This is a genomic window from Photobacterium sp. DNB22_13_2, assembly GCF_052873915.1.
In genome coordinates, this window is the sequence record NZ_JBNNXU010000013.1 from 16616 (window position 1) to 41089 (window position 24474).

The 24474-nt window shown below is 50.1% G+C and carries 22 protein-coding genes; all 22 read left to right on the forward strand.

Annotated features, from left to right (window positions below; genetic code table 11):
- Window positions 1-86: 86 nt before the first annotated feature.
- The 22 genes from csrD (at window position 87) to rng (ending at window position 24467) form a co-directional block, all read left to right on the forward strand.
- Window positions 87-2006, forward strand: a complete 1920-nt coding sequence (csrD, locus tag ACVA58_RS17865; RefSeq protein ID WP_446511731.1) for an RNase E specificity factor CsrD — start codon at window positions 87-89, stop codon at window positions 2004-2006.
- Window positions 2007-2186: 180 nt separating this feature from the next.
- Entirely contained in the window at window positions 2187-3680 is a 1494-nt protein-coding gene (locus ACVA58_RS17870; RefSeq protein ID WP_446511732.1) for a PilN domain-containing protein, read from the forward strand.
- Entirely contained in the window at window positions 3677-4312 is a 636-nt protein-coding gene (gspM, locus tag ACVA58_RS17875) for a type II secretion system protein GspM (RefSeq protein WP_446511733.1), read from the forward strand. Before ACVA58_RS17870 ends, gspM begins: the two co-directional genes overlap by 4 nt.
- A complete protein-coding gene (locus ACVA58_RS17880) occupies window positions 4305-4628 on the forward strand; it encodes an MSHA biogenesis protein MshK (RefSeq protein ID WP_446511734.1) in 324 nt (107 codons plus the stop codon). Before gspM ends, ACVA58_RS17880 begins: the two co-directional genes overlap by 8 nt.
- 16 nt (window positions 4629-4644) lie before the next feature.
- Complete coding sequence (gene mshL / locus ACVA58_RS17885; RefSeq protein WP_446511735.1) at window positions 4645-6315, forward strand: pilus (MSHA type) biogenesis protein MshL; 1671 nt, start codon at window positions 4645-4647, stop codon at window positions 6313-6315.
- 3 nt (window positions 6316-6318) lie between these two features.
- Window positions 6319-7161 (forward strand): ExeA family protein, encoded by an 843-nt coding sequence (locus ACVA58_RS17890; RefSeq protein WP_446511736.1) that lies wholly within the window; start codon window positions 6319-6321, stop codon window positions 7159-7161.
- Between the two features lie 3 nt (window positions 7162-7164).
- Window positions 7165-8337: a tetratricopeptide repeat protein gene (locus tag ACVA58_RS17895; protein ID WP_446511737.1), complete on the forward strand. Its 1173-nt coding sequence runs from the start codon at window positions 7165-7167 to the stop codon at window positions 8335-8337.
- A gap of 2 nt (window positions 8338-8339) precedes the next feature.
- Window positions 8340-10055 carry a GspE/PulE family protein gene (locus ACVA58_RS17900; RefSeq protein WP_446511738.1) on the forward strand — a complete coding sequence of 572 codons (1716 nt, stop codon included), beginning with the start codon at window positions 8340-8342 and terminating at the stop codon, window positions 10053-10055.
- Window positions 10056-10074: 19 nt separating this feature from the next.
- Window positions 10075-11295, forward strand: coding sequence for a type II secretion system F family protein (locus ACVA58_RS17905; protein WP_446511739.1), 1221 nt, complete (start codon window positions 10075-10077; stop codon window positions 11293-11295).
- Entirely contained in the window at window positions 11276-11764 is a 489-nt protein-coding gene (locus ACVA58_RS17910; protein ID WP_446511740.1) for a hypothetical protein, read from the forward strand. The genes ACVA58_RS17905 and ACVA58_RS17910 overlap by 20 nt, the downstream gene beginning before the upstream one ends.
- A gap of 39 nt (window positions 11765-11803) precedes the next feature.
- A complete protein-coding gene (locus ACVA58_RS17915; protein ID WP_446511741.1) occupies window positions 11804-12388 on the forward strand; it encodes a prepilin-type N-terminal cleavage/methylation domain-containing protein in 585 nt (194 codons plus the stop codon).
- A gap of 18 nt (window positions 12389-12406) precedes the next feature.
- Window positions 12407-12931 carry a type II secretion system protein gene (locus ACVA58_RS17920; RefSeq protein ID WP_446511742.1) on the forward strand — a complete coding sequence of 175 codons (525 nt, stop codon included), beginning with the start codon at window positions 12407-12409 and terminating at the stop codon, window positions 12929-12931.
- A gap of 99 nt (window positions 12932-13030) precedes the next feature.
- Entirely contained in the window at window positions 13031-13564 is a 534-nt protein-coding gene (locus ACVA58_RS17925) for a prepilin-type N-terminal cleavage/methylation domain-containing protein (RefSeq protein WP_446511743.1), read from the forward strand.
- A complete protein-coding gene (locus ACVA58_RS17930) occupies window positions 13548-14273 on the forward strand; it encodes a type IV pilus modification PilV family protein (protein ID WP_446511744.1) in 726 nt (241 codons plus the stop codon). Before ACVA58_RS17925 ends, ACVA58_RS17930 begins: the two co-directional genes overlap by 17 nt.
- Window positions 14273-15025 carry a PilW family protein gene (locus tag ACVA58_RS17935; protein ID WP_446511745.1) on the forward strand — a complete coding sequence of 251 codons (753 nt, stop codon included), beginning with the start codon at window positions 14273-14275 and terminating at the stop codon, window positions 15023-15025. Before ACVA58_RS17930 ends, ACVA58_RS17935 begins: the two co-directional genes overlap by 1 nt.
- The gene (locus tag ACVA58_RS17940; RefSeq protein WP_446511746.1) at window positions 15015-15452 is read left to right on the forward strand and encodes an MshP protein; all 438 of its coding nucleotides are present in this window, start codon (window positions 15015-15017) and stop codon (window positions 15450-15452) included. The genes ACVA58_RS17935 and ACVA58_RS17940 overlap by 11 nt, the downstream gene beginning before the upstream one ends.
- Window positions 15449-19765 carry a DUF6701 domain-containing protein gene (locus ACVA58_RS17945; protein WP_446511747.1) on the forward strand — a complete coding sequence of 1439 codons (4317 nt, stop codon included), beginning with the start codon at window positions 15449-15451 and terminating at the stop codon, window positions 19763-19765. Before ACVA58_RS17940 ends, ACVA58_RS17945 begins: the two co-directional genes overlap by 4 nt.
- Window positions 19766-19880: 115 nt before the next feature.
- Complete coding sequence (locus ACVA58_RS17950) at window positions 19881-20924, forward strand: rod shape-determining protein (protein WP_107350074.1); 1044 nt, start codon at window positions 19881-19883, stop codon at window positions 20922-20924.
- Window positions 20925-20964: 40 nt separating this feature from the next.
- A complete protein-coding gene (mreC, locus tag ACVA58_RS17955; protein WP_428655256.1) occupies window positions 20965-21825 on the forward strand; it encodes a rod shape-determining protein MreC in 861 nt (286 codons plus the stop codon).
- Window positions 21815-22303, forward strand: coding sequence for a rod shape-determining protein MreD (mreD, locus tag ACVA58_RS17960; RefSeq protein ID WP_428655259.1), 489 nt, complete (start codon window positions 21815-21817; stop codon window positions 22301-22303). Before mreC ends, mreD begins: the two co-directional genes overlap by 11 nt.
- Window positions 22304-22410: 107 nt before the next feature.
- Window positions 22411-22989: a Maf family protein gene (locus tag ACVA58_RS17965; RefSeq protein WP_446511748.1), complete on the forward strand. Its 579-nt coding sequence runs from the start codon at window positions 22411-22413 to the stop codon at window positions 22987-22989.
- 8 nt (window positions 22990-22997) lie between these two features.
- On the forward strand, window positions 22998-24467 hold the full coding sequence (rng, locus tag ACVA58_RS17970; protein ID WP_446511749.1) for a ribonuclease G: 1470 nt from the start codon (window positions 22998-23000) through the stop codon (window positions 24465-24467).
- Window positions 24468-24474 lie beyond the last annotated feature (7 nt).

The window sequence follows — 24474 nt, forward strand, 5'->3', positions numbered from 1 at the left end:
CTTGCGATATACCACTGTTGCTTCGTCATTCAGGAATGTGAACTGACGAGGTATCTGTTTGACTCATTGAATTTTTTTGGCTGCTTATGAGAAAAGCTTCAGGGATGCGCTTAACCAACCGTTTGGTTGCCTTTGTTACGTTAATTGTGATTTGTGCAATTTTCGTCATTTTTATTGGCGGAGCGGTGAGTTTTCGCAAGTTAGGACAGGACTATCTCACTCATTACCTTGATGGTGTTGTGGAAGTTATCGACCAGGAACTGGCTGATCCGCAGGGCTCGCAGGCCATTTCACGCTGGCTGCCAAAATTGCTCAAGGCCAGTAATGTGGTTGAGTTAGAAGTAGGCAGCGTCGCTGGGGCGGTTTACTCCTTCCAAGGGCTGCAATCTCTAGCTGATCCGAGCATCCTTCATGAAAGTCGCTACGATCTCGAGCATAACCCCGGTTTTACCGTCACCATGAAGTCGATCCCGCCTTACACCGAGTTTACCTATTCGATAGGGGCCATGTCGTCGATAAGTCTGGCGATCGCTATCATCATTATGGGGTTAGTCTGGGGTATGGACTGGCTACGTCGCCAGCTATATGGCTCGGAACTGCTTGAGCAGCGCGGCCGGCTGATATTGGCCGGGCGGGTCGAAGAGAATGAAGTGGGCGATGAAAGGGAGTGGCCGGCAACAGCTAGCCTTGCCTTGGATAAAATGATCGCTGAGCTCAAGGATGCCCGCCAGGAACGAAGCCGATTCGATACCTTCATCCGTACCCATACATTCCTTGATCAGCTGACAGGGGCGGCAAACCGCGTGTTGTTCGATAGTCGGCTGCAATCAATGCTGCAAGATCAGGAAACCCACGGGGCGGTTATCCTGATCCGGATCACTGACTGGGAAGAGCTGCTCGCCGATAAGGGCAAGACAGAGGCCGATGAGTTGGTCCAGGATGTTGGTGGGATCTTGTCGAACCTGATCCAGCGTTACCCGGATACAGTGCTATCACGTTATTTTGATGCTGAGTTTGCGATTTTGTTGTCTCAGCAGTCAGTGAAAGAGGTTAAGCAGTTCAGCAATGCGCTGATGAATGCGCTGGACAGACTATCACCGCCAGTGCCGCTGGAACCAGATAACTGGTGCCATATTGGTGTGACCTTTTGTGCCAGCGGTGAGCGCCGTGGCCGGATCATGGATGAAGCAGATATGGCCCTGCGCAGTGCCCAGTTGCAGGGAACCAACAGTTGGTATGCCTTTAAAAAGGATCAACAGTTTGAAGATGCCCGTGGCAGTGTGCGTTGGCGTACTTTGCTTGATGCAATATTTAATAGTGGCGGCCCGGTACTGTACCAGCAACCGGTACAGTTAGTTGATGGCAGCCCGCTTCACCGTGAACTGCTGTCCCGTATCCGCGATGAGAACGGCATGCTGATCAAAGCGTCACGTTTTCTTACCGCTGTCGAACAAGTGGGTTTCAATGCCCGGATGGATAAATCCGTGGTGACTAAGGCATTGCATATGCTCAAGAGTGAGCCGGTGACCGAGTCAATTTCCGTCAACCTCAGCGTTGAAGCCTTACTGGAGAAGAGCTTTGTCAAATGGCTGCGGGATGAGCTGTTGCAGACTCCGCGTACAGTACTTAATCGGTTGTCGTTTGAAATCCCCGAAGGGGGCTTGGTCAAACACCTTGATGCAATGCGCCCGGTGACCCGGATGTTGGTGGGACTCGGCTGTAAGCTGGTGGTCGATCAGGCTGGGCGAACTATTGTCAGTACTCATTATATCAAGGATATTCGGGCTGATTACGTCAAGCTTCACCGTAGCTTGGTACGTGAAATAAACCTGCGTCAGGAAAACCAGTTATTTGTCAGGAGTATGTTGGGGGCTTGCGCTGATTCAGACGTCAAGGTGATTGCTGTAGGGGTAGAAAACGCCCAGGAGTGGCAGGTATTAAAGCAGTTAGGGGTAAATGGCGGTCAAGGTCGCTACTTTTCGCCTGAAGTTTCAGCAGAAAAGTGATGTTGGCAAACATAATAACTCACGGAAATTGTTTGGAAAAAATACCGAGTAGAGCAAAAAATCACTATTCATTAAGGGAATTATCATTATAATGGTCAAAATATTGACACCTTGTAGTCAAAATAGTTAATGCCTTTCGATATCTCCTGATATTAGCCTGTGAAAACCAAGTAGCCCGACATGATAGTAAAGAAGTTATTTAGGAAGAAGACACATTCTCCTGTTACGGGAATGGCATTATTCGCCGATACCGTGGCCTTGGTGTATCAGGAAAATAAAACGTGGATCACCGATGAGCAGCCGGTGAACGGATTGGTTGGTTGGCCTAATGCCATTAAGTCACTGATCGATAAACACCAGCTCAAAGGGGCTGATGTACGCCTTGTCCTTGGCCATGGCTTGTACCAAAGCATGCTGATAGACAAGCCTGAGTTGCCACGGGAAGAATACCCGACAGCCTTGCCGTTTTTAGTCAAAGAACTGGTCAATGAATCGCCGATGGAGCTGGTGGCCGATGGTTTTGTCGCGCCGCTGAAAGATCGTCTACAAGCCTTCTCGACCCAGAAAAAACAGATTGAACAGCTGGAAAAAGCCTGCCGAGAAGTCGGTTGCGAGTTGATGTCAGTGTCTGCCGAGGAAGTGGTATGGGGTCAGTTAACGGCGTTTGAACGTAGCCAGTTGGTGCTGCACCGCCGGGGTAAAACCAACCTGCAATTATCAGCCTTCAAACATCAGGTGCTTTGTTTCCAACGCCAGCTTCGTGGTTTCAGTGTGCCGTTGTTGGCCACTGATGATGCCCCGTCACTGGAAAAAGGCTTGCTGCTTGATGGCTTGGCTCTGGAGCTGCAGCGCTCGCTTGATTTTCTCAGCGCCCAACTGCGTGATGCTCCGATCACCCAGCTGTTGATATCTTGCGATGACGATGATGACAATGAATTGGCCCAAGCCCTGAGCCAACGCCTCAATGTCAACGTTGAGCCTGTCACGCCTTCTCACCCGTCTTTGGCGAGCAATGCTGTTCGTGTTGCTTATTGTGCCGTCATCGAATCAGAGCATGTGGGGATTAACTTTTACAGCGATGCCCTCAAGCCGAAACTTGATCTGCTGACCTTACCCAATATTGTCATGAGTTGGGTAGCGATCACTGTTGCTTTGGCTGCACTGGCTGGCTGGTTCAGTTGGCAGAGTTACCAACAGCAGCAGGAGTTGGCTTCAGAGCAGCAGCACCTGCAGCAGAAAACAGCAGAGGTCGAACGGGCCAAAGCCGCACTGGCGAAGCATTTGCCAAGTCAACTGAAAGTGGATGTTGCCAATGGGTTGGAACAGCACCTTGCCGATAAGCGGGCAGCACTTGAAGCCATCGCCTTGCATGACAGCAGCTTGCAAGTTGGTTATGCCGGTATGATGCAGCAGCTCTCGACCGCAGCCAGTGGCGATATTTCGGTCCAGCACCTGCGGGTGAAAGGACCACAGCTTAACCTTGAGGGATTGGCGCGTACACCGGATGCGGTTCCTGCTTGGCTACAGATGTTTAAGCAATACCCATCGTTATCTGATCGCCGCTTTAAATTGATGTCCTTGGGGCGAAACAAACAAAATATTGTGACCTTCAAATTGCTGGCAGAGCGAAGCCAGCCAGCGGCTCAGGCTGTTACGCAAGGAGTCGCCCAATGAACCAGTGGCAGACGTTATGTGACAAATTTGAACTGCTGACCCAACGCGAAAAATGGCTGATCGCCTTGTCGGGTTGGATAGCTCTGTTGTTTGTTGGCTTTATCGTCATTATTGAACCTCAGGTCAAAGCCGTTGATGCCGCTAAAGGGCAGCTTCAGTCTGTGAAAAACGCCTTGATGACAAATACGAATCAGCTCTTGGTGATGGAGCGCAAGCTCAAGGGTGATCCAGATGCTGACATTGATGAGCAGATCAGTAACCTTGAGCGTCAGAATACCGAGATGGATGCGCAGCTGGATGGCCGCGTATCGAGCTTGGTTACCCCGGTGCAGATGTCGGCACTGATGGAAAAAGTGCTCCAGCATTCGCGCAAGCTCAAGCTACTCTCGCTTGAATCATTGCCGCCAGTCCAGCTGGTTGGCGGGGAAGATCAAGGCTACTACATCCATCCGGTCAGGCTGACATTGCGTGGCCGCTATTTCGATTTGATTAGTTACCTCGAGCAACTGGAGGCGCTGCCAGTTCAGTACTATTGGCGCAGCCTGGATTACAAAGTAGATAACTACCCTTGGGCCGATATCAAGCTGGAAGTTTACACACTCGGCGTTAGCGAGGACTTTATTGGTGGTTAGATTAATTATGGTGGCAGTAGCATGGTTGATGATGCCACTGGCACAGGCTGCGCAGGATCCTACTGCGCCATTGGGCTGGCAGGCGCCAGCGGTCAAAACAAGCCCGTCACGGGCGCGCCTGCCTCAGCTGCAGGGGATATTTTGCGATCAGGATGGCCTGGCATGCCGGGCGATTCTTAACAGCGTGTCTGTCGGGACCGGCGGACGGATCAGCGGTTATACCCTCAGTCAGGTGACGGATGATTTCGTCATCTTGCAGCGAGGTGGTCGACAATGGCGGCTGGAAATGTTCGCCGATAACATAAAGTCAGAGTAAACAAGAAGTGGTAAACATGCGTGGATTAATAATAGCCGTTGTCATGGCTTCCCTGGCAGGATGCTCGACCAATATGGGACACCGTGATCCGGTGGAAGTTAAAGGTGCCCTGAATCAGGCCGCCAACGAAGCCAATAGTCGGCCGTTGATGGATCTGCCGACGGCGGTCAGCAATGACTTGATGCCGGGTCTCGATGGGATGGATTATGCCAGCCAGTCGGTGCTTGAAAAGCGCTTTCGGGTCAATGCTCGCAATGTCGATGCCAAAGCCTTTTTTGGTAGCCTGGTCAAAGGCACGCCATTCAATATGGTTATCCACCCTGAGGTTCAGGGCCGTATCTCCTTGACCCTACGTGATGTCACGCTTGATGAAGTGTTGTCCGTGGTTTCTGACATCTACGGCTACAACACCACTCGCAAGGGCAATATTATCCAAGTCTTCCCGGCAACTCTTCGTACCGAAGTGATCCCCGTAGACTACCTTCAGTTGAAGCGCCGCGGCATTTCCCTAACGACGCTGACCACAGGTTCAATTACCAACAGTGACTCCGGTAGTTCGGGCAGTTCAAGCAGTAACTCTGGCAGCAACAACAGCAATAGCAACAACAGTGGCAGTAACAATAGCTCGAGCACCACGACGGGTGGAACCACCATTCAGACCACGTCGGAGAGTGATTTCTGGGGCCAGTTGGAAAAAGCCATCCAGGCAATGATTGGCAGTGGGCAGGGGCGTAGTGTTGTTGTCTCACCACAGGCCAGCTTGATTTCGGTTCGTGCTTACCCGAATGAGTTGCGAGAAGTGAAAGAATTTCTCGGCGTCTCGCAAAAACGCCTCAAGAGACAAGTGGTGCTGGAAGCCAAAATTATGGAAGTCACCTTGAGTGATGGCTACCAGCAGGGGATCAACTGGAGCAATATCACCAAGACCATTGGCGGTACAGAAATTATCTTCGGCCGCGGTAACATTACCGATGGCAATATCCCAACATTGCCGGGGGCTGACCCTATTGCCGCATTGCTTGGCGGCCAGACCAACGTGACCATCTCAGACGGTAACTTCGATGCGGTACTGAGCTTCCTTGACACCCAAGGCGATTTGAACGTGCTGTCTAGCCCGAGGGTAACAGCCGCCAATAATCAGAAAGCGGTAATTAAAGTGGGTAGCGACCAGTATTTCGTGACGGATGTGTCTGGTGGTGAGGTCAACAGTGATGGTGGTACGGCATCGCCGGATATCGAATTAACCCCGTTCTTCTCCGGAATATCATTGGATGTCACCCCACAAATTGGAGATGAAGGCAGTGTCTTACTGCATGTTCACCCAGCAGTCATCGATGTCGAAACCGAGGTTCGCGACATTGCTCTGGGTGATACCTTTGGTACCTATCAGTTACCGTTGGCCAAGAGCTCTATTCGTGAGTCAGATTCGGTGATCCACGCCCGCTCTGGAGATGTGGTAGTGATTGGTGGTCTGATGAAATCAGCGACTACCGATCAAGTGTCTAAAGTGCCATTGCTCGGAGATATCCCAATGTTGGGTCACCTGTTCCGTAATGTGTACAAGCTTCAGACCAAAACCGAACTGGTGATCTTGCTCAAACCAACCGTTGTCGGTGAGCAGACCTGGCAGCAGGAAGTAGAGCGCTCGCGCGCCTTGATCAATGAATGGTTCCCTGAAGAGGGCTAAACCATGTACCTCGAGCATTTCGGCATGGTGTCAGCGCCTTTTGGTCTGACACCCAATACACACTTTTTCCATGCCTTGCCTCCGCACTTGGAGGCTATCGACACCACCTTGGCGGCGCTGGGGATGGGCGAGGGGATCATCCAGATTGCCGGAGAAGTGGGAACGGGTAAAACCTTGGTGTGTCGGATGCTGATCAACCAGCTACCTGAACACTTTGAACTGGCTTACTTGCCGACACCGGCAGAGAGTGGTTCAGCGTTGCGTATCGCGCTGTCTCGTGAGTTGGGATTGGAAAGTGAAGGTGATAACAGTCTATTGGCCGACAGGTTGCAACAAGCGCTGTTAGCACGCAAAGCAACGGGTAAAACCGTTGTGGTATTGATCGATGAAGCCCAAGCTTTGTCGGATGGTGCCCTGGAAGCGATTCGCTTGTTGGGAAACTTGGAAACCGAACAAGAAAAGTTGCTGCACATTGTACTGTTGGGTCAGCCTGAGCTCGATAACCAACTTGCCAGACACGAACTGCGCCAGTTCCGCCAGCGGATCACGTTCCGAAGTGAATTAAGACCTTTGAATTTGTCTGAAACGGTGGCTTATATCGAGCACCGCCTACAAACCGCCGGTGTCGAACACGAGCTGTTTGCCTTACCGCAGGGCAAGGCGATTTGGCAAGCTAGTGGCGGCATTCCGCGACTAATTAATCAGCTGTGTCACAAGGCGTTGATCGCCGCATACAGCGAAAACAAATTGATGGTTGAGCGTAGTGAGGTACTCGTGGCGATCCGCGATACCTTGGATGCGCGTAAGCCCAAATGGACATACCCGGTACTGTGGGGATGGCAATAACCGATGAGTGAATTGAATAAAAAACTGAGTGCGTTAAGCCGCCAACAGGATCAGCAACAAGGCTCTGATTCAGGTGAAAGACGCATTGAGATAAAGCCAGCAATGATTAAGCCCATAAAGCAAACGAACCTGAAACCTTGGGCTGCATTTGGCGTATTGAGCCTGGGTGTAGTGATAGGTATTGGTGGCTGGCAGTTGTGGTCTAGTGACAATGCCGTTGGTGGAGTGGTGATGGCGGTCAATCCGGTTGCGCCGGTGGAAGCTGCGCCGGCATCGATTGAGACACAACCCATTGTTAAGGTCGTTGATACCAAACCAACACCAGAAGAAGTCGTTGATAAAAACGTTAGCGCTCCTGTTAACAAAGCCCCAGTGAAAGTAGTGGAAAAACCGGCTGCCAAGACAGTGAAAAATCCAGCAGCACCAAACCAACAGGCGAAGAAGTCGTATACCGCCCCCAAACCTGTTGTTGCCAAGCCGAGCGTTGAAAAACCGGTTACACCGGTGGTGACACCGCCTGTTGAAGAAACTCCTGATAACAAGGTTGTCGAAATGCTGGACGGCGATGAGAGCCTGATGATCGAAACGGTCGAGCTCGATGCCGGTCAATTGGCCCAGATTGAATACAACAAAGCGGAAAAAGCCCTCAAGCAAGGTGACAGTCGTAAGGCGATTGGTTACTTGGAATCGGCCGTCAAATACCAGCCGGAGTGGATAACGGCACGCCAGAAGTTGGCGGCGCTGCATTACGGTCGGGGAGACACCCGCCGTGCGATAGCGACACTGCAAAAAGGGTTGTCCTTGGACGCAAACCAAGCGGACTTGCGTTTGACCATGGCTAAGCTGTTGGTCAATGAGTCGCAGCAGCAGGCGGCACTGAATGTACTGAATCAGTTACCAAGCCACACCCATAGCGGCTATTTGGCGATGCGAGGGGCACTGGCCCAGCAGCTTAATCAGAATGACTTGGCTCTGAGCAGTTATCAGAGCCTGGTTAAAGCCGAACCTTATGATGGTCGCTGGTGGCTGGGTCTCGGGGTCGCGCTTGAGCGTGGGCAAGATCGGGATCAAGCCGAAGAAGCTTACCAACAAGCATTGCGTATGGGGCAGATCTCCGGTGAAACACAGAAGTTTATTCGTCAACGCCTGGCCGTACTGGCCAGTATGAAGGGGTAACAATGGCACTTCGATTACGTAAACGCCTTGGCGATCTGCTGATAGAAGAAGGCATTGTCTCTCCTGACATGCTCGATCAGGCGTTGGACAACCAGCAGTCTACCGGCCGCAAGCTGGGTGATACCCTGATCAGTTTGGGCTTTCTGAGCGAGCAGCAGATGCTGCAGTTCCTTTCTCGCCAGCTTGATATTCCGCTGGTCGACCTTAACCGTTTGACGGTTGATACCAATGCGGTCGCCTTGCTGGCCGAAGTCCATGCCCGCCGATTGCGAGCACTTGTGCTCAGCGAGCAGGATGGAATGGTACGGGTTGCCATGAGTGATCCGGCGGATCTGGCCGCGCAAGAAGCGGTATACGATCAGCTGGGACAGTATCGTATCGAGTTGGTGATTGCCTCTGAGCGTCAGCTAATAACGGCCTTTGATCGCTACTACCGTCGTACTCAAGAGATTGTTTCTTTTGCCGAGCAGTTACAGGCCGAGCACCAGCATCACTCGGACTACTCCTTTGGCCTGGACGATAACGACAATGATGAAGTCACTGTTGTAAAGCTGATCAACTCGCTGTTTGAAGATGCGATTCAGGTCGGTGCTTCGGATATCCATATCGAACCCGATAGTGATGTACTGCGGATCCGCCAGCGTATCGATGGCGTACTGCACGAAACCTTGCTTAAAGAATCCGGCGTTGCATCGGCCTTGGTGCTGCGCCTCAAACTGATGGCTAGCTTAGATATTTCCGAAAAACGCTTGCCGCAAGATGGCCGCTTTAACCTGTCGGTGCGCGGTCAGTCGGTCGACGTGCGTCTTTCGACCATGCCGGTTCAGCACGGCGAATCGGTTGTGATGCGTTTGCTCAATCAGTCGGCAGGGATCCTCAGTCTTGAGCAGATCGGCATGCCCGATGACATCTTGCAGCGCTTGCGTCGTCAGTTACGCCGGCCGCACGGGATGATTTTGGTCACCGGCCCGACCGGCTCGGGTAAAACTACCACCTTGTATGGCGCACTGAGCGAGCTCAACCAGCCGGGCAAAAAGCTGATCACCGCCGAAGATCCCGTGGAATACCGCTTGCCGCGTGTCAATCAGGTTCAAGTTAATAGAAAAGTTGGTCTGAGCTTCTCGTCGATTCTGCGTACCTTCCTACGTCAGGATCCCGATATCATCCTCGTTGGTGAGATGCGAGATCAGGAAACCGTGGAAATTGGCCTGCGTTCAGCCCTAACTGGCCACTTGGTGCTTTCAACCTTGCACACCAACGATGCTATCGACAGTGCCTTGCGCATGATAGATATGGAAGCGCCGGGTTATCTGGTTGCCAGTGCAGTGCGAGCGGTTCTGGCCCAGCGCCTGGTAAGGCGAGTCTGTAAAGATTGCGCGACTGAACATGAGCTTGAGCCTGCCAAACAGCAGTGGCTAATGGCAAGGTTCCCGCATTTGGGGGACGCTACCTTCCGCAAAGGACGTGGCTGCCAGACCTGTAACTTTACCGGTTACCGTGGCCGTATTGGTGTGTTCGAACTCTTGGAAATGCGCCCGGATATGATGGATGCACTACGCGGCGGAGATGCTGTGCTGTTTAGCCAGATCGCCCGCCAGTCAACGGGCTATAAGCCGCTCATCGAATCAGCCATGGAGCTGGCGCAGCAAGGTGTCACCAGCTTGGATGAAGTGCTGTTGCTCGGTGAGGGCGACGAACACAATAGCTTTATGTTGTAACGGCTAGCAGGAAAGAAACATGGCAGTTTTTAATTACCGCGGCCGCAGTGCCCAAGGTGACATCAAGCGGGGACAACTCGACGCCGCGTCGCAAGATGCCGCAGCAGACATCCTGATGCGCCAAGGCATTATTCCGCTGGAAATTCGCGAAGGCAAAGCCAAATCGGCAGGGATCGATTTAGATCGCCTGTTCAAAAGTCGGATCCCGCTTGAGGTGCTGGTGATCTTCTGTCGCCAGTTATACAGCTTAACTAAAGCCGGCGTGCCATTACTCCGTGCGATACGTGGCTTAGGCCAGAGTGCCAGTCATCCTTTGATGCGCGAAACCTTGGATGCTGTGGTCGTGGAGTTGACTAACGGTAAGTCGTTGTCAGCGTCAATGAAATCCCACCCAAGGGTGTTTTCTGAGCTGTTCGTGTCGATGATCAGCGTCGGCGAAAATACCGGTCGGCTGGATGAGACCTTGCTGCAGTTAGCACAGTATTTCGAGCAGGAAATGGAAACCCGCCGCCGGATCAAATCAGCGATGCGCTACCCGACTTTCGTGTTTATCGCCATCACCTTGGCGATGTCAGTTTTGAACATCAAAGTGATCCCGCAGTTTGCCTCTATGTTCAGCCGCTTCGGGGTAGAACTGCCGCTGCCGACTCGAATATTGATTGCGACCTCGAACGTCTTTGTTCATTACTGGCCTTTGATGCTCGGTGCGGTGGTGGTGAGTTGGATTGCCCTTAAGGCGTGGCGTCAAACCCCTGCCGGTGGCGAGAAGTGGGATAAACTGCGGTTAAAAGTGCCTATTGTGGGCGATATCATCAATCGAGCCCAACTGTCGCGTTTTTCCCGAACTTTCTCACTAATGATACGTGCTGGTGTGCCGCTTAATCAGGCAATCCAGATGTCGGCAGAATCGCTCGGCAACAATTACCTGGAAAACCGCTTGATAGAGATGAAAAACGGTATTGAGAGCGGTAGCAGCATATCCTCAATGGCTCGCCAGTCTGGGGTGTTTACCCCTTTGGTACTGCAGATGATCGCGGTTGGTGAAGAGACCGGTCAGGTTGATGATCTATTGCTTGAAGTGTCGGATTTCTACGATCGTGAGGTCGATTACGATCTCAAGACACTGACTGCGCGTATCGAGCCTATCTTACTGTTTATTGTTGCGATTATGGTGCTGGTACTGGCGCTGGGGATCTTCCTGCCAATGTGGAGCCTGCTCGATGTTGCGCGCGGTGGCTAACCTCAAGTTTTCCAGTCATGTGCGGTGGTTTCTCTGGGGCGGCGTCATTTTCTTGATGATCTGGGTGTTGCTTGTGCAATGGCATAAGGTCAATGAAGAGGCCGAACGTACAAGGGTCAAATTATTGGCACAAGCCATGAGCCGAAGTGCATCGACAATACGCCAACAGTGGGAGCTAGAAAATAAACCTAGCCATTCTGAAATACATGGCATCGAATATTCATTTACCCGTTATGGTTGGCCGATAATCATACAAAATGAGCATGTTGATTGCGCAGAAATGTGGGAATTATTGTCTTCACGACAGACTCCGGTTAATTACATAAGTCTTGTTGATAAAAGAAATGTGATATCAGAGCGTTATAATTCGTGTTATTTCCAAATTACTGACGGAAAATGGCTAGCATTATTTTATGAAAATGAGACAATACACACCAACAGTTTTTTGACGCTTCCCGAGTGGTGGTGACGTCGATTTGACAAAAAAACAAAAAAAGGGTGAGTAAAGATGAAAAAACAAGCCGGTTTTTCGTTGGTGGAGTTGGTGATTGTCATTATCGTGGTTGGCCTGCTTGCGGTAGCAGCTTTGCCACGGTTCCTGAACGTCACGGATGAAGCGAAAAAAGCACAAATTGAAGGTGTTGCAGGGAGCTTTGCTACTGCGGTTCTTTCTGCTCGTGCGCAGTGGGAAGCATATGGTCGACCACAAAATAATAACTTAAATGCTGTGAATTATGACGGCACTGAGTTTTATCTATCGACAATCACGAATAGTAATAACTTCCTGACTCGTGAGGGATACCCCCTTTCTGAGGCTCGCCGTAACGTGGCTTCAATACGAGTGAATGATTGTGAATGGCTAATGACTGAGCTACTGCAAAACCCTCTACAAGTAACGTCAAAAGAAGCTGACTTAGCTAATGGCGACTATCAGTACTTTGTTGAAAAAACAGATGGTGCAGGTGTTGATACTGAGTGTCGTTACTATCAGCTAGCTTCTTCAGACTCAAGTGGTAATACGATTAACCCTACGTCTGGGCACTTTTTCTCATATAAACCTGCTTTGGGCCAGGTATCTGTAAGTCTTCAATAAAAACATTAGGAGTAGTATATGAAACGTCAAGGCGGTTTTACGCTGATTGAAATGGTCGTTGTGATCGTAATTTTGGGCATTCTAGCAGTAACAGCGGCGCCTCGTTTTTTGAACTTACAAGGTGATGCTCGTGCGTCAACTATGGAAGGCTTGAAAGGTGCGATCAACGGCGCGGCTGGTATTGTTTACGGTAAGGCTGCTGTTGAAGGTAAAGAGCAGTTAGATGGTAGAGATGAAGATGTATCTGATGCCGTGGTCGACAATATTAAAATTAGCTTCGGTTACCCGCAAGCTGATGCTAATGGTTTAACTGCTTCATTGAAGCTTGATTTAGCATCAGATAATAATAAGGGAGAGTGGCGTGTGGCTTATGACGCTGATGCTGCTCCATATAAGGCGGCTTATACCCTAGCTGCAATTTCGTTGCCTTCGGGGGATACTCCATTCGAGCAAATTCAAGCAACGGAATGTTATGTTGAATATACAGAAGCTGTTTCAGGTAGTACAGAAGCAGAAGTTAAAGTAATTAACACCGGTTGTTAATTCTTTTATAGCGCTCCTTGGAGCGCTATTTCTTCAGGGGGATAATTTCGATTATTGCCCTGAATAAATAGCTATCAACAACAACCTCCCGGGTGATTAATGCCCCGACATTACGGAAAAAGCTACGCAAAAAGCACTGGCTTTACACTTCTTGAACTCATCATTGTTATCGTGCTGGTTGGCATTATCAGCGTGACTGCTGCTTCGCGCCTGTTTGGCCGTAGTGGGTTTGATGCGGTATTAGCCCGTGACCAAGCCATTTCTATCGCCCGTCAAATTCAGTTGGTGGGAATGAATAGCCCGGTAACCCCAGCCAACCCAAATAGCTGTCTTGCCCTCCAGATAAGCACCACAGAGTTTGGTTCAGAACACTGTGCTAGTAATAGCGATTCTACTCGCAAGCTGACTTTTGAAAATGACATGGTGAAGTTCGCCTTTTTTGATGGCACAACCCCTCTGGCACCAGCGGCCATTTATTTCGATATGCTCGGTCGCCCTTCAGTCATTGAAAATCAGCAATTGAAGCGTATCTGCACCGCATCAAACTGTCAGGTGACGGTGACTTCACGCAATGGTGCACAGGCAAGTTTGTGTATAAATAGCGAAGGGTATATCAATGACTGCGCGATTTAACCCTTCAACGTCTAAGACCTCTCGGATGCAGAAACCACAACGCCAGCAAGGTGGTTTTACCCTGATTGAAGGGATCATCACCATAGTGATTTTAGGGATTGCCATGGTGACCCTAACTAGTTTTTTATTTCCGCAGGTCGAGCGTTCGGCCACGCCTTATTACCAAGCTCGTGCCGCGGCTATTGGAAATGCCTTTCTCAATGAAATTCTCTCGCGCCAATTCGATGAGAAATCAGACCCATTTAGCGATAGTGTGGTGCGTTGTGGCGAAACCTCTGAGGGGAACACTTACGCCTGTAGTGAGCCTAATGAGCAAGGTGTCTGGCCGTTAGATAAAGAGAGTGAGTACTTCGACTATGTGGTGCCGGGCAGCTCGTTGCCTGCAGGGAAAGGGCTGGTGGTTGCCATTGCCAACGATGTCGACGATTTTCATGGCTGCTGGGGTGATTTATCGCTTTGTTATGAGCGTTATAACCACAATCTGTTTCCTTGGCGCGGGGCGATAGAAAACCTCACTGGTGAGTCTGTGGCTGATACAAACACCTATAAGAATATGACCGTAACGGTGAATGTTAGTTATGACGCCAGCTTCAATTCTGATTATCCCGATGAGAGGTCTTTTTCCCATCAACACAAGCGCATTGTGGTCGAAGTCGATACCGGTCGTTACGGCAAGTATGATTTTGTTGCCTACCGGAGTAACTACTGATGCTGGCTACGAAGCAATGCTCAGTGAGAAAAAGCCAAGGCTTCACGCTGATGGAGATGGTCATCGCTTTGGTGATCCTCGGTATTATCTCGCTGGCGATTGGTAGTTATCTTCAGTTGGGGGCAGAGGGTTATGTCAGTACGGTCAGTCGTGATCGTGTCCAATCCCAGGCTCGTTTTGCCCTTGAAAAAATGACCCGTGAAATTCGCCATGCCGCGCCAAACAGCCTTGCTTCAACGGGAAACTGCGTAAGCTTTTACCCAATCCACTTAGCCGGTTTCACCCTTGGCAATACTCGAACAATGAGTGTTGAGTTAGTGCCTACTATCGGTACGGATAAGAATTGGCAGGCAATAACCAGCAGTGACAAATTGGCTCTCGCGGGTGGCTTGGGTAACTCAGCTGAGTATGCCGCACAACCTTTTAAAATCAGCCGGGTTGAAGCAGGGCCTAATGAAAGTGGTACGGTGATAGTGAATGTCACAGCGCCGCTCGATAACCGCTCCCCGGCAAATCGTGCTTACGCCTACGGCCAACCTGTCTCTTTCTGTTTGGAGGCCAATGTACTGAGGCGTAAGTCTGGTAACAGCAGTGCAGTAATAGCAGAACAGGTGTCAGGCTTTGATGTTGCTGTGAATGGCAAAGGCTTGGAAAACAACAGTATGGTTCATCTAAATCTGTCTTTTAAAGATAGTCGCACGGGTGAGGACTTCAGCTACGAGCACACAGTGCAGGTGATCAATGTTCTATAGCAGGCAGCGCGGCAGCGCGTTAGTAGTATCACTCTTTATTATTACCGTGATGGGGGCCTTTGCCGCTGCCATGATCCGCATCGATTGGTCTGGGCAGGACTCCACGGCCCGTGAAGTATTCTCGACCCGCGCTTGGTATGCCGCCCATTCCGGCAACGAAATTGTCCTGAGCAAAATATTTCCGCTCGGCCAAATCACATCAAACCCTGATGCCTGTATCGATTATTCGAAAGATAAATCATTAGATGCCAGTTTGTTTTCCTGCCAGTCATTGACGGTTAAGTGCACCAAAACCAGCTATCAAGAAAATGGCCAACCAGCCAATAAGTATCAATTAGAAAGCACGGCAACTTGCGGCAGTGGGCAGTTTACAACAACCCGTACCCAAGAACTGTGGGCGAAGGATTTGGAGATTGCATTACCATGAGAGCCATTAAACTCTGTCTTTGGCTATTGATGTTGGCAATAGCTCTACCGGCCTCCGCGCTGGAATTCCGCTTTGGGGAGTACCAGTTATCAGAGCAGGGAATAGCCCATTGTATCGGCTCTGGAACGGCGACCCAAAGCTGTGAAATTAAATTTGATCAGCCATTTAGTACTAAGCCTCTCGTGTTTTTGATGCCCACGATCGAAGAGGGGGATGGCCGGGATGCACCTTCTACCTTGCGCCTTATCAATGTGACTAAAACCGGTGCTACGTTCCGGCAATATATTGCTCCGATGAGAAGTGGGATCGAGCTTAAGTCAATTGGACAGAAGTGTTCGCCGAATAATAAGCATGAATACTGTCTAGAGACAGTACCGATGGACAAAGTGCGTTATTTTGCCATTGAGCCCGGGACGTTGAATTTTGGTGATAAAGGGCGGATACAAGCGGGTACCGTTGAGATCAGTCGGTACTTGGTGGGAGGGAAAAATGTTAATAATAGTAACCTTCAAGATGTCTCAACGCCGGTAAATTATAATGCCGCGTTCAATAACCCTGGCGTGTTGCTTAGCCTGCAAGGGAATGGTCAGACTGACATTGGCTCTCAGCAGCGCTGGGTAACACCTGTGGTGACTGCTGTACAACAAAATTTGAATAGGATCTTTTTGGCCTTGGATCGCTCGGAATTGACGAGTGGTAATCACTATGGCGGAAGTGCTCAGAAGATAGCGTATATCGTTGCCGAGGGACGGGGAAGCTATAAAGGGCTCCAGTTTGCGATGGGTGCAGGGGCAACACTAAATACCTTAGTTAACGGTTTAAAGAAGTTTGATCAAGTGACTGAGCCGACGCTGCGCCAGTGTGCTGCGACAGTCCCTGTTCCTTCCGGTTTTTCTAATGAACCATTTATTATTGCTTCAAAAAACTCACGTAAAGGTAACAATGGCGGGTGGATCCGCTTATGCCGGCTGGAGTCATCGGGAGACAATGGCTATCAAGTCAGCTTTGTTAATGATGAAGATCTTAATGAAAAAAACATTAATAGCGTTGAGCGTAAGCACCTGAGTGAAAATATTGGCTTTATGGCTTTCCAGCGTAAGGTCAGTGAGGATACATGTGACGTATTTCCTGGCCCTGCGCAAACCTGGACAGACCGAAATAACTATCAGGCTTGGCTTCATCATAAGGCTTTGATCAAGGGGACATACCAAGAAAACGGTAAGCACTACTTGTGGTTTAAAACTACATCTAACGGTAAAGCCGTGGCATGTGATGGGCAAGAGTGTAATTATCCTACGAATGCTCAGCCAGACAAGTGGGCTAAAGAATTAGATCTCGGAGATTTTGTTGAAGCTGATAGTAATGCCCCTATTTATAACGGCGACAACACGTTAGATGAATATTCCCTTTTTTATATGGGGAATGCAACTGATGACATTGAGGTACTTCGTGATGGAGCTGGTGAACGTATTAGACGTTTGGACCTAAATGATGGCGTGACGTTGCACTTGTATGCGGGAACATATTGGTTTGAAGAGATGCGTATCAGTAAGGGCAGTAATATTGTGACCCACGGCAATGTTGTGGTACACACAAAATATTTAAATGTTGCTGAATTTTCTAGCATTATGCCTGCTAATAATGAACCTGATTCTCTTCAGATTTATGCTCATTATAGTCAGAATAATATCAAGAAACCTAATGTATTAATGAGTCAAGGAAGCTCAATTACAGGTTTAATATACTCTGAGAATACTGTCAGTATGGCTGCAAGTTGTACCTCCGAGACAAGCTGTGATGTGACTTCCATTACCGGTGCGGTCACGGCTGCAGGGCTTGAAATGAATAGTAGCGCACTTGCTCCTAGCACCATAATCAATGGTAAAAGTTCGTGTTTTGACACCACGCCAGACTTCACTTTGGACATCAGCCCTGAGTCGCAACAGAACATGCTGTGCGAGAGCCAGGAAGTGCTGTTTAGTCTTGCACCCGATAATGGCGGGGGAGATACCTTTGACGGGGATATCACAGTCAGCATTACGGCTAAATCCGGACAAGCGGCTGCTGGGGTTTGGTCGACCTCGAAACTTGAAGGGGGTAATAATGGGACACGATTTACAGATGGGGTACCTTTTACTGTGCCTGTGATTGCTTTTGACAATAATCAGAAAAGAATTTGGCTTAAAAGCGACTACCTTGGTGAACTAGAGTTAACGGCGACCATTGAAGACTTAAGTGGTAACTCTCCGGTTGGGCTGTACCAGTTTTTGCCCGGGGGCTTTGTTATCACTCCTAACCCCTTGCCGTTAGTCGCAGGAAGGCCTGCGGAAATAACAGTGAAGGCGATGGCCTGTGACACCGGTGATTCTGTTATCAGTGAATATTCTGGAAACAAAACGCTGGACATCAAAACAAAGTACGACAAGCCTGCAACGAGCAATAACCGTGCTGATAAAGTCATGTTGCAAAATACAGCGGGCAGTGACAAGACGGCATGGCAAGGCTCTCAAGGTCAGTTTACTTTTAGCAATGGTGTCGCCAGTAATATCCCGGTCAAATATGACGATGCCGGTGAGATGACGCTGACTTTGTCTGATCCCAAGTGTACCAAAGACAGCTGTGATTTGGCTTCTATCGGTGGCGAGTCTTCACAGAGCAAGCAGTTGCCAACAGGCTGGCAGGGATTAACTGGATCGGCATTGGTTCAAAGTCGCCCCTACACTTTTGCTTTGTGCCAGTCAGGTACTCCGAATATTGAACAGGCGAGTGGTGATGCCAATAGTGGGAATGGTTTTGCTGCCGCAGGTGAAATGTTCCATACCTTTGTGAGACCCGTTGTTTGGAAGCTAGGCGACAGTGTCGCTGAATCGGGTGCACAACCTGCGATAGATAGCAGCACAATGTGTCGTAACCGTCTGATCACTGAAAACTTCTATAAGTCTCAGGCTCCTGCGGCACTAGTGGAGCTGAGCCACCAGTTACAGACACCTAATGACCAGCAGGCAGTTGCGGGGGCGCTTTTTGGTGGCTCCGCAAAGACGAATATCCAGCTAAAGACCCAGCCATTTAGTTTGCAGTGGGATGAGGTGGGCAGTATCCGTCTGACAGCCGATACACAAAACAACTACCTTGGTATGGATATTAATTCAGGCTATCGTGATGTTGGTCGTTTTTATCCTAAGTACCTCAAACTCATCCGCGATGATTTGCAATATCCGTCACGACAAAGAGAGTTTGCTTATATGGATCAGCCCTTTTCCTTTGATTTCTCTGTCGGTGCTTTTGCTGATGGTGGACAGGGAAAAGCAGGTCGCGCTGTAAAGAATTATTGGTTGTTTGAAAAAGGTGTTACCAAGCCAAAATATAAGGCTGGGTTAGAATTTGTGGTGTTAGATAGTACCCAAACCGATGAAGTTGTCGAACGTGATCAACGCATTGAGTATGCTTCTCGTAAAGGGAGCCCTTATGTATGGTCATGGAGCGGGGCTGCATGGGCTCCAAGTGCTGATCAAGAAAAGACGGCACAAGTTACAGTCAGTGAGCCTAATTTTACTTTTGTTCGTGATTATACCCAGGGGCACCGTGGTACCCAGCCTCGTACCAGCCAGCAAGATGGTCCCTTTGATACAATGAATACCCGTTTGGGGTTGAAGCTTTTACCTGCTAGCGATCCGATTGGTTGGGCTTATCTGAGCCTCAATGATGATGCTGTATTGGAAGAGAGTGCCAAGCGAGAAGATATTCAAATCTGGCGCTCCCACCCTGATATTCGCTATGGCCGCATGGCGCTGGATGATGTTTCCGGTCGCTTTGATAGTGAATTTTCGATACCTCTACGTGCTGAATACTGGGATGGTTTTGATTTTGTGACTAACAAGCAAGACAGCCGTGCTGTTTTCGATGGCCAGCTAGCATGCAAACAAATTCTTTCTCAGTCTGACACTGACGTGACAAGCACCTCGTACACTCAAGGGTCAGGAAATGTAGAATCTGGAGAGATTCGCTCAGGCGAGTTTGTTGCGGTTCCTACCGAAGTGAAGGATAGCGAAGGTAATCGATTGATTTACCGTGAGCAGGTACGTTTTTGGCAGAAAGTGATTAGCGATAAGCCTAAAGCGATAGATAATGAGCCAGAGATCCGCTGTGAAGGAGGACCTTCTAGCGATCATAGCAATTATCAGCCATGGTTGACGTTCGACTGGCGGGGTAAAGGTGATGAGAGCCCGCACTCGACAGTGACCTTCGGAGCCTACCGCGGTAACGATCGTGTGCTCTACCGCGGCGAAAAGGGCATTAATACAATGCTCAATTAAATTAAATGCCGATCTGTGGCAGGTTTGACAAAGCTTACCTTGTCTCGATCCGCCCCCCTTGATACATTTAGCGCAATTTAACGAATTTGTGAGCTTGCAGGATTAGCCGAAGACTATGTTTAAAAAACTTCGTGGCATGTTTTCTAATGACCTGTCTATTGACTTGGGTACAGCCAATACCCTTATTTATGTCAAAGGACAGGGCATCGTACTGGATGAACCATCAGTAGTAGCGATCCGTCAGGATCGTGCCGGAGCAACCAAGAGTGTGGCCGCAGTCGGTCACGACGCCAAGCAGATGCTGGGCCGTACTCCGGGCAATATCGCGGCAATCCGTCCGATGAAAGACGGTGTTATCGCGGACTTTTATGTTACTGAGAAAATGCTTCAGCATTTTATCAAGCAGGTGCATGACAACAGCCTGCTGCGTCCAAGCCCACGAGTTCTAGTTGCGGTTCCTTGTGGCTCTACTCAGGTTGAACGCCGTGCTATCCGTGAATCTGCCCAAGGTGCAGGTGCCCGTGAAGTATATTTGATCGACGAGCCAATGGCGGCGGCGATCGGTGCTGGCATGCCAGTATCAGAAGCAACCGGTTCGATGGTGATCGATATCGGTGGTGGTACGACGGAAGTTGCCGTGATCTCGCTTAACGGTGTGGTTTACTCATCGTCTGTGCGTATCGGTGGTGACCGTTTCGATGAAGCTGTTATCAACTATGTACGCCGTAACTACGGTAGCCTGATCGGTGAAGCAACCGCTGAGCGTATCAAGCACGAAATCGGCTCGGCTTACCCGGGTGACGAAGTGCGTGAAATTGAAGTTCGCGGTCGTAACCTAGCCGAAGGTGTGCCACGCAGCTTTACCTTGAACTCCAACGAAATTCTAGAAGCGCTGCAAGAGCCGCTAACAGGTATCGTATCTGCAGTTATGGTTGCACTCGAGCAGTGTCCACCAGAGCTAGCGTCGGATATTTCCGAGCGCGGTATGGTACTGACCGGTGGTGGTGCGCTACTGCGTGACCTTGACCGTCTACTGACCGAAGAAACCGGTATTCCAGTGGTGGTGGCAGATGAGCCGCTAACGTGTGTTGCCCGTGGCGGCGGCAAGGCCCTGGAAATGATCGACATGCACGGTGGCGATCTATTCAGCGAAGAATAATGCCCGCCCGGGCATATCGACAAACAGGTTATAGTGTTACATGAAACCTATCTTTGGCAGGGGCCCTTCCCTGCAACTGCGCCTGTTTCTAGCCATTTTACTGTCGGTTGGCCTTATGCTAGCCGACAGTCGTCTTGACGCCTTTGCCAACGTTCGTTACCTGCTCAATTCGGCTATCTCTCCATTGCAATATGCGGCCAATTTACCGCGTGATTTGCTCGGTGGTGTATCCGGACAGTTCAGCTCGCACCGGCGTTTGCTGGCCGAAAACAAAGCCTTGCAACGTGATCTGCTGGTTCAGCAGAGCGATGTATTGTTGCTAGAGCAGCTAAAACAAGAAAACCAGCGCCTGCGTGAGCTGCTGGGATCGCCGTTTGTCCGTGATGAGAAAAAGTTGATTGCCGAGGTAATGGCGGTTGATTCAGATCCGTACAGTCATCAGGTGATGATCGATAAAGGCCGAGTAGACGGGGTTTACGAAGGCCAACCGGTGATCAATGAGAAGGGGATTGTCGGCCAGGTCTCGTATGTGGGGGCCCACAATAGCCGGGTGTTATTGCTGATCGACCCAACCCATGCGATCCCGGTTCAGGTGGTCCGTAATGATATTCGGGTTATCGCCTCTGGCAGCGGCCAGATAGATCAGATCCAGCTGGAGCACGTGCCAAGCAGTACCGACATCGAAGTGGGTGACTTGCTGGTGAGCTCAGGTTTGGGTGGCCGTTACCCAGAAGGGTATCCGATTGCCAATGTGACTGAGTTTTCGTTTGATAACAAACGTCCGTTTGCTCAGATAAAGGCAAAGCCAACCGTACAGTTTGATCGTCTACGTTATCTGCTGTTGGTATGGCCAACCCCGCGTGAAACCTTGACTGAGGGAGAGTTCAATAGTGGCGAATAGTCGCGCTAACGGCCGAATTTGGATTTGGCTGTCGTTTTTAATTGCGCTGATTTTGCAAGCTGCCCCTTGGCCGGGGGAGCTGGAGCCTTTCCGTCCCTCTTGGGTGGTGTTGGTTGCTTTTTACTGGGTGCTGGCGTTACCGCATCGGGTGAACGTCGGGACGGCATTACTGTTGGGCTTGCTGTGGGATTTGATGCTCGGCTCGACGTTAGGGGTACGTGGCTTGATGATGGCGGTATTGTGCTACATTGTTGCACTTAACTTCCAGGTACTGCGTAACCTCTCATTATGGCAGCAGGCCATGCTGGTAGCCTTATTGACACTGGGTGGCAAGCTGGTTGAGTTCTGGGCGGAATATCTGGTCTCAGTGATCACCTTTGACCCGGAACGACTATGGGCTGTATTACTTAACTTCTTGTTATGGCCGTGGTTATTCCTGCTGCTGCGACGCATGCGTCGTAAGCTCTCAATTCGTTAAATTAGTCTCCCAATGGGATCCGTTCAATGCTAGGGTGTAACGATACACATCGAACGTGCTTGAATGGATCACATTGATTTATCACACAAAACCAAATGAATGATATCATGTCGACACCGCAATTGTATTTGGCCTCGGGCTCTCCGCGCCGTAAAGAACTCCTGACCCAGCTCGGCTACCAGTTTGAGCGGGTCGTGGTAGATGTTGAAGAGCAACACCAGGCTGGCGAATCGCCTGCAGATTATGTCCAGCGCTTGTCGGTGGATAAGGCGCTGGCTGGGGTTGCGGTGGTCGATGGTAGGGCGCCGGTATTGGGGGCTGATACTATTGTGGTCTCGGGCGAACGTATCTTGGAAAAACCCAAGGACTTTGACGACGCTCAGCAGATGCTTCGTCTGTTGTCAGGTAAGCGCCATCAGGTGATGACGGCTGTGACCGTGGCCAGTGATGAGCGCCGAGAAACACGCTTGGTTGTTACCGACGTGTGGTTCAAGACACTGTCAGAAAAAGAAATCGAAGACTACTGGCACAGTGGTGAGCCGCAGGACAAAGCAGGAAGCTATGGCATTCAGGGGATCGGCGGCAAGTTCGTCGAGCGTATCGATGGCAGTTATTACGCTGTGGTGGGGTTACCTTTGGTGGAAACCGACATCATGGTTCAAGACTTTTTAGGTTTATCAAATTAGAGGCAACCATGAGCACAGAGCTGCTAATTAACGTGACCCCGAGTGAAACTCGTGTCGCCATGATCGAGGCAGGGAGCCTTCAGGAAGTCCATATCGAACGCGAGTCCAAGCGCGGGATTGTTGGCAATATCTATAAAGGGCGTGTCAGCCGGGTATTACCGGGGATGCAGGCTGCCTTTGTTGATATCGGCCTTGAAAAAGCAGCGTTCCTGCATGCGTCAGATATTGTTCCGCACACTGAGTGTGTGGCAGAAAACGAAAAGCAACAGTTTCAGGTGCGCGATATTTCAGAGTTGGTTCGTCAGGGCCAAGATCTGGTGGTGCAGGTGGTTAAAGATCCACTAGGTACCAAAGGTGCGCGCCTGACAACTGATGTAACGCTACCCTCCCGCTACTTGGTGTTTATGCCAGGGGCAAGCCACGTAGGTGTATCTCAGCGCATTGAAAGTGAAGATGAACGTGAGCGCCTGAAAGCGGTGGTCAATGAGTACTGCGATGATCTGGGCGGCTTCATTATCCGTACCGCTGCCGAAGGAGCGACTGACGAAGAGATGGCGCAAGATGCCGCCTTCCTCAAGCACCTGTGGCGTAAAGTCCTTGAACGTCGTGCGAAATACAAGCCAAAATCCATGCTATACGGTGAGTTGGGACTGGCACAGCGCATCTTGCGCGATTTTGTTGGTACCGAGCTCGATGGAATTCAGGTCGACTCCCGTTTGGGCTTCGAAAAACTCAAGGAATTTACCGATGAGTTCGTGCCTGAGCTGAGCGAAAAGATGGAATACTATGCCGGTGAGCAACCAATTTTTGATTTGTTCGATACCGAAAATGAAATCCAGCGCTCGCTCGATCGCAAGGTCGAGCTGAAGTCGGGCGGTTATCTGATCATCGATCAAACCGAGGCGATGACGACTGTCGATATCAACACCGGTGCTTTTGTTGGCCGCCGCAATCTTGAAGAGACTATCTTCAATACCAATATCGAGGCGACCAAGGCCATTGCTCGCCAGTTGCGATTGCGCAACCTTGGCGGGATCATCATTATCGACTTTATCGATATGGCTCACGATGATCACCGTCGCCGGGTGTTGGTGGCGTTGGAGCAGGCATTGTCCTACGATAGGGTTAAGACCAACATTAATGGTTTTACCCAGTTGGGCCTGGTTGAAATGACACGTAAGCGGACTCGCGAGAGTATCGAGCATGTACTGTGCGACACCTGCCCGACCTGTGAAGGGCGTGGAACAGTGAAAACTGTCGAAAGTGTCTGCTATGAAATTCTGCGTGAAATTACTCGTGTCAACCGTGCCTACGATGCGGATAGGTTTGTTGTATATGTGTCTCCGGCTGTGGCTGAAGTACTGGCGGGTGATGAGTACCATGCGCTTGCCGAGCTAGAAGTTTTCATCGGTAAGCAGGTGAAAGTTAAAGCTGAGCCGCTGTATATACAAGAACAGTTTGATGTCGTGATGATGTAAAGCGGGG